This window comes from Anaplasma ovis str. Haibei (assembly GCF_002214625.1).
In the GTDB taxonomy this organism is placed as follows: Bacteria; Pseudomonadota; Alphaproteobacteria; order Rickettsiales; family Anaplasmataceae; genus Anaplasma; species Anaplasma ovis.
Window position 1 is genome coordinate 1,070,495 of the sequence record NZ_CP015994.1, and the last position, 13,414, is coordinate 1,083,908.

Annotated in this window: 14 protein-coding genes; 8 read left to right on the top strand and 6 right to left on the bottom strand. The window is 49.6% G+C overall.

Annotated features, from left to right (window positions below):
• Positions 1-31: 31 nt before the first annotated feature.
• The 5 genes from AOV_RS04530 to purF all read left to right on the top strand — a co-directional run bounded on the left by AOV_RS04530 (position 32) and on the right by purF (position 3,612).
• Positions 32-400: a hypothetical protein gene (locus AOV_RS04530; RefSeq protein ID WP_117374488.1), complete on the top strand. Its 369-nt coding sequence runs from the start codon at positions 32-34 to the stop codon at positions 398-400.
• A 32-nt stretch (positions 401-432) separates the two neighbouring features.
• The gene (locus AOV_RS05340; protein ID WP_158543037.1) at positions 433-597 is read left to right on the top strand and encodes a hypothetical protein; all 165 of its coding nucleotides are present in this window, start codon (positions 433-435) and stop codon (positions 595-597) included.
• A 254-nt stretch (positions 598-851) separates the two neighbouring features.
• Positions 852-1,517, top strand: a complete 666-nt coding sequence (locus AOV_RS04540) for a 50S ribosomal protein L25/general stress protein Ctc (RefSeq protein ID WP_075139335.1) — start codon at positions 852-854, stop codon at positions 1,515-1,517.
• Between the two features lie 4 nt (positions 1,518-1,521).
• A complete protein-coding gene (gene pth, locus AOV_RS04545) occupies positions 1,522-2,082 on the top strand; it encodes an aminoacyl-tRNA hydrolase (protein ID WP_075139334.1) in 561 nt (186 codons plus the stop codon).
• A gap of 135 nt (positions 2,083-2,217) precedes the next feature.
• Entirely contained in the window at positions 2,218-3,612 is a 1,395-nt protein-coding gene (purF, locus tag AOV_RS04550) for an amidophosphoribosyltransferase (protein WP_233497245.1), read from the top strand.
• A gap of 90 nt (positions 3,613-3,702) precedes the next feature.
• On the opposite strand, the gene AOV_RS04555 is transcribed toward purF, so the two are convergent.
• From AOV_RS04555 to AOV_RS04560, 3 genes are read right to left on the bottom strand one after another with little or no spacing between them, the layout of a single operon-like run.
• Positions 3,703-4,656, bottom strand: coding sequence for a complex I NDUFA9 subunit family protein (locus AOV_RS04555; protein WP_075139332.1), 954 nt, complete (start codon positions 4,654-4,656; stop codon positions 3,703-3,705).
• Between the two features lie 32 nt (positions 4,657-4,688).
• A complete protein-coding gene (locus AOV_RS05345; RefSeq protein WP_158543038.1) occupies positions 4,689-4,847 on the bottom strand; it encodes a hypothetical protein in 159 nt (52 codons plus the stop codon).
• A gap of 7 nt (positions 4,848-4,854) precedes the next feature.
• A complete protein-coding gene (locus tag AOV_RS04560; protein ID WP_075139331.1) occupies positions 4,855-6,954 on the bottom strand; it encodes an ATP-dependent DNA helicase RecG in 2,100 nt (699 codons plus the stop codon).
• A gap of 9 nt (positions 6,955-6,963) precedes the next feature.
• Between AOV_RS04560 and AOV_RS04565 the strand changes: the two genes are divergently transcribed.
• Positions 6,964-7,521, top strand: coding sequence for a phosphopantothenoylcysteine decarboxylase (locus AOV_RS04565; RefSeq protein WP_075139330.1), 558 nt, complete (start codon positions 6,964-6,966; stop codon positions 7,519-7,521).
• A gap of 123 nt (positions 7,522-7,644) precedes the next feature.
• On the opposite strand, the gene mnmE is transcribed toward AOV_RS04565, so the two are convergent.
• The gene (mnmE, locus tag AOV_RS04570) at positions 7,645-8,976 is read right to left on the bottom strand and encodes a tRNA uridine-5-carboxymethylaminomethyl(34) synthesis GTPase MnmE (RefSeq protein ID WP_075139329.1); all 1,332 of its coding nucleotides are present in this window, start codon (positions 8,974-8,976) and stop codon (positions 7,645-7,647) included.
• Positions 8,977-9,810: a 2,3,4,5-tetrahydropyridine-2,6-dicarboxylate N-succinyltransferase gene (locus tag AOV_RS04575; protein WP_075139553.1), complete on the bottom strand. Its 834-nt coding sequence runs from the start codon at positions 9,808-9,810 to the stop codon at positions 8,977-8,979.
• Between the two features lie 181 nt (positions 9,811-9,991).
• Between AOV_RS04575 and AOV_RS04580 the strand changes: the two genes are divergently transcribed.
• Together AOV_RS04580 and xseA are read left to right on the top strand one after the other, a co-directional pair.
• On the top strand, positions 9,992-10,663 hold the full coding sequence (locus AOV_RS04580) for a zinc-ribbon domain-containing protein (protein WP_075139328.1): 672 nt from the start codon (positions 9,992-9,994) through the stop codon (positions 10,661-10,663).
• Positions 10,638-11,831 carry an exodeoxyribonuclease VII large subunit gene (xseA, locus tag AOV_RS04585; protein ID WP_199463060.1) on the top strand — a complete coding sequence of 398 codons (1,194 nt, stop codon included), beginning with the start codon at positions 10,638-10,640 and terminating at the stop codon, positions 11,829-11,831. Before AOV_RS04580 ends, xseA begins: the two co-directional genes overlap by 26 nt.
• Positions 11,832-11,947: 116 nt before the next feature.
• On the opposite strand, the gene AOV_RS04590 is transcribed toward xseA, so the two are convergent.
• On the bottom strand, positions 11,948-13,102 hold the full coding sequence (locus AOV_RS04590; protein WP_075139326.1) for a phosphoglycerate kinase: 1,155 nt from the start codon (positions 13,100-13,102) through the stop codon (positions 11,948-11,950).
• Positions 13,103-13,414 lie beyond the last annotated feature (312 nt).

A 13,414-nucleotide genomic window follows, 5' to 3' on the forward strand; every position in this document is an offset into this window, starting at 1 on the left:
TTAGTTATCACACCAGTACCACTTGGCGCATGTGGCAAGGTTTGTCATCAAGGGAGGTAAGAAGTCTAATGAGGATACAGCTTCAGTATTCTTATTAGGAAAGGAGTTAGCATATGATACAGCAAGAGGTCAGGTAGACCGTCTTGCTAATGCTTTAGGTAAGATGACCAAGAGTGAAGCTAAGAAGTGGGGTACTGCAGTAGAGGGTGCTACTGGTGGTGGTGAAGCATTGAGTAAGAAGGTGTGTGGGGCTACCAATGGCAGCACCAACAACAAGTGTGGTACCGCCGATAGCAATGGCAATGGCAAGCTCAGTACTGCGTTCAATGCTGATGCGGCAACATTGCTCTCTGCTGCAGGTGACACCAACATCAGTACGTCAGGGATGGCGATTAGGTAAGAAGGTTCGAGGTTTGGGTATACAGTGTACCTGTGGGGGCTGCTGCTCAGGCTTCTCCTACTGCTGATGATACAGCTACTAAGGTTATATGTAATGGCATTGCTACCATCAGCGCCAATCATCGCCTCACTCTTGTACTCAAAACTCTTAGCAAGGATGGCGCCACTCTCTGCTGCGGGGGATTGTTCCTAGATTAGGGATGGCACGTAGGTGGACTGGTTTAGAAGTTTGGGGTGACGGCTAATCTCCAAATACTCGGGCTACCACTGCTGTGGTACGTCATAATTAGGCTCCATAAGGCTTTGGTAGAGCAGATGCGTCGTGTTTGGGGTCGCACATCAGTGCCTTACAGTAAGCTTGTGCAAAATTCCTTTGTGCACGGCAAGTATTGTTATATGCTTGTGGGGATTCCCGGTTTTCGTGGTGCAAGGTTTTAAGAGGGATTGGTTATATGGGTCATGGCAACACAATAAGGGTGGATGCGTCTGTGCGCGCAAAGTGTGGCACGGGGAGTGCGCGCGCTCTTAGGGCAGCTGGGTTTATACCCGCAGTGGTGTACGGAAAGAATCGCGCCGCTGTTAATATCTCTCTATCGCACTCGGATTTTTTGAAGAAGTGCCGCACGCTTCCCATATTTTCGCAGCTCATAAAACTCTGCATAGACGGGAAAGAGGAATTCGCCCTCACTAAAGAGATCCAGAAGCATCCGGTAAGTGGCACCATATCACACGTGGACTTCCAGTTTGTGGACCGAGATGCAGAAATCAAGGTAGAAGTTCCTTTGGTATTCTTGAATGAACAAAAGTGCGCCGGGGTTAAGCTTGGTGGAGCACTTAACATCCTGCATCGCTCTCTGCTTATCCGCTGTGCCCCTGATGCAATTCCCCAAAACTTCGAGGTGGACTTGCTAGATCTGGCCATCGGGCACTCTATACACGTGAGTGACCTGGCTTTGCCTAAAACAATGCAAGTTGCAATGAAAGAGGAGAACCCTGTAATTGCGTCGGTCTCTTCTGTAACTGCAGCGGAGGAAGAAAAAGAGGAGGCGGCTACCGCGGCGGAAGAACCCGCGCAGGGTCAGGGGGCCACTACAGAAACTCAGGAGCAAAACAAGTAGTGCCGTGCTGTTACTGGTCGGGCTCGGTAATCCTGGCAAGCAGTATGAGTTTACGCGGCATAATGTCGGGTTTGTAGTCGTAGATGTAGTAGCGCGGGATTTTAATTTTCCAGAGTTCTCCAGCAAGTATGGCGCCCTTGTATCCGTAGGTAACGTTGGCTCACACAGGGCCATGATAATGAAACCCGCAACGTTCATGAATAGGTCAGGCGCCGCTGTTTTGCAAGCCGCAAGTATGCACAAAATACCAGCCGAGCATATAACGGTGTTCCATGATGACGCCGATCTCCGTAATGGCGTAGTGAAAGTCAAACAAGGGGGTGGTAACGCGGGGCATAATGGACTGCGCTCCATAGATGCTGCAATTGGACGTGAGTACTGGAGGGTTAGGCTGGGTGTGGGTAGACCAGACGTGGGTAGCTTATCGGAACATGTACTGTCTGACTTCCACGATTTTGATGCGGTACAGCAGGTGGCACGCAAAATCTCCGCCAATCTAACGGAGCTACTGGATGGTGACGTGCCTGGATTTGTGTCCAAAATACGCTCGGACCATACGCAATAACCAATTTTTCCCGCTCAATGGCTGCATACGCACAGCAAGCCAGATTTAGTAGAGCAAGGATTGCAAGATTAGTACTAGAGTGATATTCGCCACAGTGGTAAAATGTCACACGATAATGATTTGGCGCAAATGCGTATGCCACTGGCAAGTATACATGAGGAGTGCGGGGTTTTTGCAATACAGAACCACAGCAACGCGGCTAAGAAGTGCCTAATGGGCCTGCATGCGCTGCAGCACCGCGGTCAGGAGTCATTTGGTATTGCAACATCATCCGACAACGGAGAATTCTCTGTGTATCACGGCAGCGAATACGTGAACAGCATATTTGAAAAACCAGAAGCACGCTTGCTACGCGGCACTTTGTCAGTTGGGCATGTACGATATTCTACCAGCGGCAGCAAACCGGTGGCACAACCAATAGTAGTAGATTGCAAGTTTGGCAAATTGGCTATAGCACACAACGGGAACCTGACCAACGCCGGCAGCCTACGCAGGAAGTTAATAAGCAAGGGGTGCACATTTTTGTCAGATATTGACACCGAGGTCATTGGCCATTTGATAGCAACAAACCCGTCTGATTCTTTTATCGATTGCGTTATCCCCGCAATAGGAGAAGTCAAGGGCGCATATTCTCTAGTCATGATGACAAACAACACCCTGGTTGGAGTGAGAGACGCTGCCGGCATACGGCCACTAGTGCTTGGCACCGTAGATGGGGCATATGTCATGGCATCGGAAACCTGCGCACTTGATATAGTAAAGGCAGAGTTTGTCAGAGATATACAACCTGGAGAATTGGTAGTAATAAACCGGTCAAACGAGTTAACCAGTACGTATCCGTTCCCCCCATTGAAGCGCAGTTTTTGCATTTTTGAGTATATATATTTTGCTAGGCCGGACAGTGTCGTGGACAATGTACCGGTTTATGAGGCACGTAAAAACATTGGGGCAGAGCTTGCTGTAGAGAGCCCCCCTCCTGACAACGTAGATATGGTGGTGCCCGTGCCAGATTCTGGCATACCAGCAGCCATGGGGTATGCAACAAAGTCTGGCGTTCCCTTTGAGTTTGGGATAATAAGGAACCACTATGTGGGACGCACCTTCATACAGCCAACCGATGGCGGGCGGCGCATGGGGGTTGAGATGAAGCACAATGCGAACTCCTCAATTTTGCGCGGAAAAAACATAGTTCTGGTTGACGACAGTATAGTGCGTGGCACCACCTTGCGAGAAGTAATAGAGCTATTGCGCAAAGCGGGCACAAAAACCATACACTTGCGGATCTCTAGCCCACCAACATTGCACTCATGCTTTTATGGCATCGATACGCCAGAGCGGTCTAAGTTGGTTGCTAATAAGCTCTCTCTACAGGAACTGAACACCATGCTGCAGTGCGATAGCATAGCCTTTATTAGCATAGATGGACTATACAAGGCAGTGTGTGGGGCCCCCCGTGATCACTCCTCCCCACAATATTGCGACGCATGTTTTACCGGTATGTACCCGGTAGGCGAAATGGAACGGCACTGAGCGCATAAGTCCGCGTTTCATCAAACTGAGTCCTGAGTCACCTAGCTTGCCGGCAGCCCACTCCAACCAACCCAAGGTGTGCCCGCGCACTTAGGCGCAAGAGTCTTCCTGGCGTTTCTTGTATACTTCCAGGCAACTTGGCATAACATCCTCGAGAGATTGGGTCATCACTCGCACATTGCCACTAACGGAACAATCGGCAGTAATGTGGCACTTTAGCAGCTCCAGTTGGTCTGTAGTCAATATTGGTTCACTACTGCCAGTAAGGGGCTTGAGTAAAAAGGACACCAGCCAAAACTCACAGAAAAACGCCATCACCTTCGCAAGTAGGGTAGGCAAAGCCAGCACCGGCTTGTCCCTGGCTGTTGCTTGCAAAATGAACTCCATCAACTCCCGGAGTGAGTAGGTTTTTGGCCCGCATACCTCTAGTGTTTTCCCGGTCTCTTGATTCTCTATTATTGAGGAAGTAAGCTCCGCCACCTCGTCCACACACACAGGTTGCAGAAGGCTATCTCCCTCTACAATAGGTAAAAACGGGAGAATCCTGGCAAGTTTTGCAAATTTACTGAAAAAATGGTCTTCATCGCCAAAAACCAGGTTGGGCTTTAATATCACTGCATCTTTGCAGACACTTTTGACGGTGTTTTCCCCCTCAAGTTTGCTAGTGGCATAGACAGAGCTCGCGGCAATATCGCTGCCCATGGCGGAAAAGTGCACAAACATTTTGCCGTGCTGTCCCGCAAGCTTTGCAATGTTACCGGGCACAGTAACGTGCAGGTATCGTAGCACGTCCCTGCGCGGGCTCATGCCACCAACAAGATTTACGGCCACATCACACTCTGCGAGCAGCTTCTCGACCAGCAGTGAGTTAGAGAGGTCACCCGGTATTATTTGCACTTGCCCTAAGTTGCCAATTAACTTGAGTCGCGCGGCTTTCTCTTGGTTGCGGGTAAACACGCTTACAGTGTACCCACGTAGAACAAGGCTGTTCACCACATGCCTACCTATGAACCCACTACCACCGAACACAACCACTTTTTTCATGACACCACCGTTACCTTGAGCCTCCACATTATCTACGCTTTCAAAACGCCGTGCAATCCCATAACAGTAATTCCACCCATAGCATTGGGGGTGTATACCACCACTAACACAGCTATGTCAGCTACAGCGGCGTTATACGTCACGTTGGGAAGACGCACTAATGCAGTAATGACAACTTGTAATACCCACATACCAGTACTAGTAGTGCACTTCCGGCAGAGAATATCCAAATATCTCCATCAACCTACAGGCCACCACCCTGCCTTCGGTGGTTTTCAGCATTTGCAAGGCATCAGAGCGCGCCCTCAGTACGGTGCGAACGTCAAAGGGGTCTGCAAACCTGAACTCCACAGCACCGGATTGTCTGTACCCAAGAACATCGCCGCCACCTCGCAACAGCAGGTCCTGCTCCGCTATGAAGAAACCATCCTGAGAACTGCGCAACACACTCAGTTTGCGGTATGCAATCCTACCAATATCCCCATGCAGCAGTATGCAGAAAGACTGCCTGCTGCTGCGACCTACCCTGCCTCTGAGCTGGTGCAACTGCGATAAGCCGAACTTTTCCGGGTTTTCAATTACAATGATTGTAGCATCAGGAACATCAATGCCTACCTCAATAACTGTGGTGGCCACAAGTATTTTTATGTCTCCAGCGTGAAATGCCCTAATCGCCTTGTCCCTATCAGTGCGCGGCAACGCACCGTGCGCTATACCAACAGAATTGTTAAATATCTTCTTCAGAGACAGAAATCTTGCCTCTGCTGAAGCCATTTCAGAAGCTTCAACATTAACAATACGCGGGCATATCCAATACGCTTTGTGTCCTTCCGATATGGCATTTTGTAGGCGGTTACACACTTCATCTATCCTACTAATTTGTATAATACTAGTATGGATTGGGCGCCTGCCCCGTGGCCGCTCAAAAAGCGTCACCCTATCAATGTTGCCGTACAGAATTTGCTCCAAAGTGCGAGGGATTGGTGTGGCACTGATGAACAGCATGTCCGCAGATTCTCCCTTTTCCGCCAGGCGCATTCTCTGCAAAACACCAAACCTTTGTTGCTCATCTATGACTACAAGTCGCAAATTGCGAAATTGTACTGACTCTTGAAACAAGGCATGTGTCCCAATTAGTACGCATATATCTCCGGCAAGTAGCCTATCTTTGAGCAGTGGTTTGTTTTTTGTTTTGCTGGTTAACAACTCCGCACAAATGTTTAGACCGGATAATGTATTGTTGATCCGGGAGTGGTGTTGCTCAGCCAGTATTTCCGTAGGCACCATTAACGCAACCTGGCCACCACCCTCTATAGCATTGAGCATAGCAAACAGCGCAACTACTGTTTTACCGCTGCCCACATCACCCTGAAGCAGCACGGTCATCTGCTTTTCAGATTCCTGGTCTCGTGTGATAGCCTCAATTGCAGACTTTTGCCCAGCGGTGAGCTCAAATCCCAAATTCTCCTCTACCAACTTGCGGTACGCCCCACAACTTTTTACAGCAACACCCTTAGTTGCGCGGCTCTGTTTAGCAAAGTGCATGGCCGCGTGGTAGCTGAGCAACTCGTCGTATGCCAACCTGCTCTTGTAAAGGTGCACATCATGCACGCTGTCCGGATTGTGCATGCCTTCCACGCTTTTTTTCCAACTGTGCCATGAATTCTGTGACAGTACATCGGGTCTAAGCCATTCCTGCCAGTCAGGCAACAACTGCACAAAAGTTTGTATAAGCTTGTGCATTATCCTGGAATGAAAGCCCTTTGCTACAGAATATAGCGGCTCTAGGATGCAGATTTCCTGCATCTGGTCAAGCTTGGGGGTTGCGTAGTCTGGATGAACAAGCTGCAGCGCACCACGGTACTCTTCAAGCTTGCCACTCACCACGCATTGGCACCCAACCTTCAGAGAATTGCTAAGGTATCCCCTAGAGTGATTGAAAAAGATTAGCGACACAGGCCCAACTTCGGATTCTAATAAAATCCTATATGGTGTGCCGTGAGATTTTTTACCAGGTGGAGGAGGTATGTGCTGCTTGACCAGGGCCACAAAAGTCACAATACGCCCTATTGAATCTTCCGTTAGTGAAGTATTGGTCCTGTCCACATATCCATGTGGAGCATACAACAGAACGTCTATCAGCCTATGCCCACCGCATAGCTTTTCCAGCACCTCGCCTTTCTTATTGTCCACATCAGGCATATCGTATATGCTCGAGAATATCCCGATTCTCGCCTTCTGCGTGGTGGCTTTGTCATCTGGGCACGGACCAACTGCGGGCTTCGGTGTCTTGATCATAGGTCACACATGAACATACTGCTAATAATATCCGGCAGCATTGCAGCGTACAAGTCGCTAGATGTTGCAAGGGAACTAAAAAGAAGGGGCCACAACTTATTATGCGTCCTTAGTAAGTGCGGGGAAAAATTTGTCACTCCTTTGTCTGTCACATCGTTGGTCGGACACTATACCTATACAGAGAGCGACTTCTTCTCATTGCAGGCGAGTATGAAGCACATCTCGCTGCCGCGCAATTCTGACCTTATACTCGTTGCACCAGCAAGCGCCAACATAATTGCAAAAGCTGCATACGGCATTTGCGATGATTTACCATCAACAATTTTGATGTGCACAAGGGCACCAATTGTTATGGCACCTGCAATGAATACCGTAATGTGGGAAGCAAAAGCAACGTTGCGTAATCTGGAAATTCTAAGGCAAGATAACGTGCAGATCATAGAGCCAGAAGCCGGAGTTCTGGCATGTGGGGAAGAGGGATACGGGAAAATGGCAAGCGTGGACACCATAATCTCGTACGTAGAGAATATGCCCAATAGTGCGGCCAGCACGGCAGCGTGGGATTAGTTTCTACCTGCATAAAGCGCACGCATGCCGCCCAGCTGCCAGTACCCGCTCACCCGAACAATAGTACGACCAGCGCGCCACCCGCCTGTTGGCGGGTTTAGCGACCCAAGCCCAGCTCTTGGGCTATTTTCCAATGCAGAATCTCTTGAAGATGTTATCCAAAATGTCATCCCCATATACCGCACCAGTGATCTTACCTATCTCCTTGGTAGCTAACCTGAGATATTCAGCAATAATCTCCGCGGGCATCTCGTTTGTAATTTCAGAAATTACCGTGGCCGCACTTTGTAGGTGGCCTCTGTGCCTCTGAGAAGTTATTAGCAGGTCTCCAGATTTAGGGAAACTACTTACTGCTCTTTCCTTGAGCGCTGATAGTAGGCTATTCACCCCAAGGTTAGCATGCACAGACACTAAGTGGAACAGCCTTTCCCCTATAGTCCTGGTTTCTCCCTCTTGCGCGTTATCAGCCTTGCTCAGTACGTAGATGGTTTTACCATCATCACCCTGTTCAATTGCCTCATTCACATCCAGATTGTCTGCTTCGCCATAGGAGGATAATACTATCTTGATGTCGGCGATCTCCGCTTCCGATTTCGCGCGCATGATACCCTCACGCTCTATAAAATCTGTACTTTCACGCATGCCTGCGGTATCCACAACTATGAACGGATAGCCACCAATGTCCACATGCGCTTCCAGTACATCGCGCGTAGTGCCGGGATACTCCGAGACAATCGCCATATCTCTGCGTGCAAGGTGGTTAAAAAGTGTGGATTTACCCACGTTTGGCTTGCCAATAATTGCAACCCTCATACCATACCGCAACCTCTCCCCACGATGGCCATCATCAAGGTGTTTCTCCAAAGAGTTACGCAGCTCTTCTACCCTGGCGCACACACTATTTAGTATCTGTGATGAGACATCTTCAGGAAAATCGATATAAGCTTCTAGGTCAGAAAGTATATCGATAAGGTTGCCGCGCCACTCTTCATACAGCCGCCCCAGGCAACCTGAAGACTGGGCAAAAGCCTGGCGCAGCTGTGCTTCTGTTTCAGAATTTATGAGATCAGCAAGTCCTTCAGCTCTGGTAAGATCAATTTTACCATTCAAAAACGCTCTTAATGAGAATTCCCCGGGATCAGCAATGCGAAACACCGTTTGCAACTCCGCAAAGAGCAATCTTATAACCGCCAGGCTGCCGTGTATTTGAAGTTCCACAACATCTTCACCAGTAAAGCTTCCTGGCCCGGGAAAATACAGTACCACAGCTTGATCTATCGGCTGCCGTTTTTTGTTATATAGGATCCTGCACGTGGCTACTCTGGGACACACCTGCTCTTTAACGCCCAGTAGCCGCATAGACTCTAAAGCATCACATCCAGATATTCTGATCACCGCAACCCCAGATTTGCCCATAGGCGTTGACAAAGCGAAGATCGTATCAGTCCGCGACACTTAAACCTCTCTGAGGAGCTCATTAATTGCGGTACGGTTCCTGGTACGATCGCACACTTTCTTCGCAATTACAGCGCAATACAGGGACACGCCCCCAGATGTGGGCTCACACCCGGGAATTACAACAGAATAGGGCGGCACCCTACCGAAGGTGACTTCCCCAGTTTCCCTGTCAATGATCTTGGTTGAGGATCCGATATATGTGCCCATTGCGAGCACTGATCCCTCCCCTATTATGACGCCATCAACAACTTCGCTCCTAGCGCCGATAAAGCACCCGTCTTCAATAATTGTTGGCCTACTACCAACCGGCTCTAGCACACCCCCTATTCCCACACCACCAGATATGTGGCAATTCTCCCCAATTTGTGCACAGCTGCCTACAGTGGCCCATGTGTCGATCATGGTTCCTGCACCCACATAGGCGGCCACGTTAACAAAACTAGGCATTAACACCACTCCGGCCCCGATGTATGCGGATTTCCGAACATAGGCGCCAGGCACCGCTCGGATTTTCGCAGCTGTGAAATGAGCGGTATCCCACTCGGCAAATTTTGCAGGGATTTTATCGCACCAGCTACACCAGTCTGACCCAGCAATGCCCATAAAGTTAATGCCGTGTGTACGGAAAAAGGCCAGCACAGCTTTTTGCACCCAGCCATTGACTACCCAATCTCCTGAGGCAGCCTTCGTGCAGGCGCGCACTTTGCCCGTATCCAACAGCTCCATGGCCATTTCACTTGCTCTACGCAACTCATCTTGGGAGTGATGCTCCCCTGCAAAAACCTTTTGCAGGTATTCAAAACCGGCTCCAAAATCCACGGATTTATTCATCTCAGCACACGCGCCCAAACTAACATACATCAACACTCCATACAACCGCTTCAACCCGGAAGGACCCCCCGTAACTGCAGGCCACACACTCTGTTTAGGGTAGACGAACAGGTACGAAACCGCCTTCTATTTGGTCAATCACCGTTCATAAAAATGGACACATGGGGAATAATGCGCTATAGTGCACCCGTTGTTACGCATTACCGGCGCCGATGCGATGAAGATAGAGTGCAAAAATTGCCATGCAACCTACAGCGTAGCCAGTGACAAGATGCCTGCTAAAGGGAAAAAAGTCAAGTGCACAAACTGTGGAAATGTGTGGTTTTTTTCTGCTGAGGAAAGCACAGCTCCATCTGCAAGCAGCTCACACGCTGCAAAACTTGGCGGCATGGCTAGGCGTGGCAGGGGGCGCGATCCTTTCACGTGGAAGGACTGTGTGCTCATTGTAATGATGGTTCCGCTCGTATTTTTCTTTTCCTCTACGTTCCAGAAGAAAGTCCCTTATAGGTTCAGAAAGGCGTACCGATTCGCGGAAATCTATGACACCTCTCACATCAAGCTTCGGGAATCCCGGGTCAAAATTCTGAGTGTTGACGGAGAAGAACTAGCGGTCAAGATAAGCTGGTCAATAGAGAACACGGCGGGTGATGAGCGCTTTATTCCTGGCGTGCATCTAGCTTTTTATGACAAAAATTCCAAGAAGGTATTCTCCCGTAAAGTAGAGGTGAACAAGTACGGACTCATACCTGGAAACACGAGGCTGCAGTTCGAAAAGACCGTTAGCGGAGTACCCAACAATGTGGCAACCATGAAAGTGAAGGTAGGAAATGCCTTTGAGGTCTTGTTCTACTGAGATGATTCCGGAATTCACCGTAACGGAAGTCACTGATCTAGTGCGGCGGGTAATGCACGATACGTTCTATTGCATTAAAATCCGTGGGGAGATAACCGGCCTATCAAAGCCAAGTTCCGGACATGTGTATCTATCGCTCAAAGACGATGATTCCGTCATTAGCGCCGTATGTTGGAACGGCACCAGGCTCGATGCACAGTTCGAAAATGGGTTGGAGGTCATATGCACTGGGCATCTTAGCACCTACCAATCGAGATACCAATTGGTGATCGAGGGAATGGTGTTGGCTGGCCAAGGCAAACTGGCAGCCATGCTTGAAGAGCGTCGCAAAAAGCTGGAGAAAGAGGGGTTGTTTGACCAGGCACGTAAAAAGCCCCTGCCCCTCCTACCGCTCAAGATAGGCGTAATAACCTCACCAACCGGGGCAGTGATTCGTGACATACTAAACCGTGTTAAGCACAGATTTCCCTCACACATCGTAGTGTGGCCGGTACAGGTGCAGGGATCGCAAGCAAGCACGATGATCGTGCAAGCAATTTTAGGGTTTAACAGCCTAGAGGAGCCACCAGACGTGATAATCGTGGCCAGAGGCGGGGGAAGCATGGAAGATTTGTGGCCGTTCAACGATGAGGAACTTGCACGGACAACCGCCGCATCGAAGATACCTATCGTTTCTGCTATTGGGCACGAAACAGACTTCACAATAATTGACTATGCCGCTGACGTACGTGCACCAACTCCCACAGCAGCGGTTGAAATTGTACTGCCGGAAAGGCAGCAGCTTGTGAGCGATATCACGCACAAGCTTTCAAAAATCAGAAATGCTGTGGGAAATGTGCTGGGCGCTAAGGAGCATAGGTTGCTCCAGCTGTATGGAGTGCTCACTGAAACCAGACATAAAATAAGCGAAGTAGGAAGAAGTGCGCTTGTGCACCAAGAAAGAATTGAGTTCCTGTTTAAAGTGTCCTTGCTCAAAAAACAACAGTACCTTGACAACCTGATTGGGAGGATAAGCCGCTACAACAAAGAACACATTCTATCGGTGGGTTATGCAGTTATATATGACGACACCGGGCAGCATGTGAGCTCTGCAGACGCCGTAGCTTCTAACGACACTATAGTGATAGAGTGGAAGGACGGAAAGCGCAGGGCGGCGATACTCACGTGAGTGTCAGTATGCCTTGAACATAACGTATAGTATTTACCGCCATAGTGGGACGTGGCACAGCGCAGAATAATGATGACAGACCCACATGCCACCTCTGAGCCGTAGGGCCGCATAATTCACGCAACGCTCAAAAATTGCAGCAGGGCGCCACCCCCGGTAGAGATGTATGAGAAGTCCTCTTCAGAATAGCCGGATGCTTTTATCGCAAATATGCTGTCACCACCCCCTACAATTGTACTGACTCCCTCCTTCTTGAGACGTACCAAGTCCCGCACTAGGCCTGAAGTGCCCGCAGCAAAAGCCGCCCGTTCAAAAACCCCCATGGGCCCGTTCCAGAACACGGTTTTACACTTGCCCAAAACCTCAGTCACCTCCGCAGAGGTTTGTTCTCCAATATCAAAAATGCAGTCTTCTGCCTCCACATCCTCAGTTACCTTTGTATGTGCGGCACAGTCCAAACTACGCGCAACAACGTGGTCCCTAGGTAGGATTACAGTGCAATTGTTCTTGCTGGCAGATTCCAAAACTGCATATACGGCATCGTCGCAAGGTTCACAGATCGAATTACCGATCTTGTGGCCACTCGCACGTAAAAAGCTGTTTGATAACCCCCCACCCAGCACGAGAAAATCAACCTTCTGGGCTAGGTTACGTAACATTGGTATCTTAGAAGATGTCTTTGCACCCCCAATAACCGCGGCAACTGGATGCTCGCTCACAATATTGCCCAGATGGTGCAGCTCATTTTGCAAGTTAAGGCCCGCAGCGGAAGGGAGAAACTTGGTAATCGCGTCAATTGAGGCGTGCATTCTGTGTGAGCAGGAAAACGCGTCATTCACGTACAAGTCTGCCATGGAAGCCAACTGCTTCGCAAAAGCAAGATCGTTCTCCTCTTCCCCCGCATGGAATCTAAGATTCTCCAATAAAACAACAGACCCCCACGGTAGTGCGTTCACAACAGTGCACACCCGCTCACCAAGACAGTCTCCTATAAAAGTGACGGGTACACCCAACACCTCGCTTATTGTGCCAACCAGCGGCTCAAGCGAAAAATTCGCATCGACGCGGTTCGGGCGCCCAAAGTGGGACACCATAATAACCTTGGCCTCAGCTTTGACTAGATAGTCTACCGTAGGCGCAACTCTCTCAATCCTTGTCCTGTCACGCACCTGGCCATGCTCAACTGGAACGTTAAAGTCAACCCTTAATAGAACCCTACAACCCCGTACACTGGAATTCTGCACCCAGGGTAACGTTCTGATGCTTTTCATCACAAACCACAACATGAAGCTGCCCGTAACCGCACGCACGGGTCTTAGAGCATCCCAGAAGTGTACACACGTACACCGTACAATACAAGTCCTATTGCGTCACCGAATACGAAACAGTTGCGGGTTCTCGTGCACCACGCACAATACGAACAGGACTCTGGCTAAATTTGCACCGGCACGCGCCCCGTCTATGTTCACACAACTGGCGTCTCTCATGCTGGTCCTGGGCACACAGAAACCGCAGAGCCCCCTGCAATGCGTGCATCCTGTTCGAAAATGGATATGGACAAGTTGTCGTGAGTTACGTCTCTC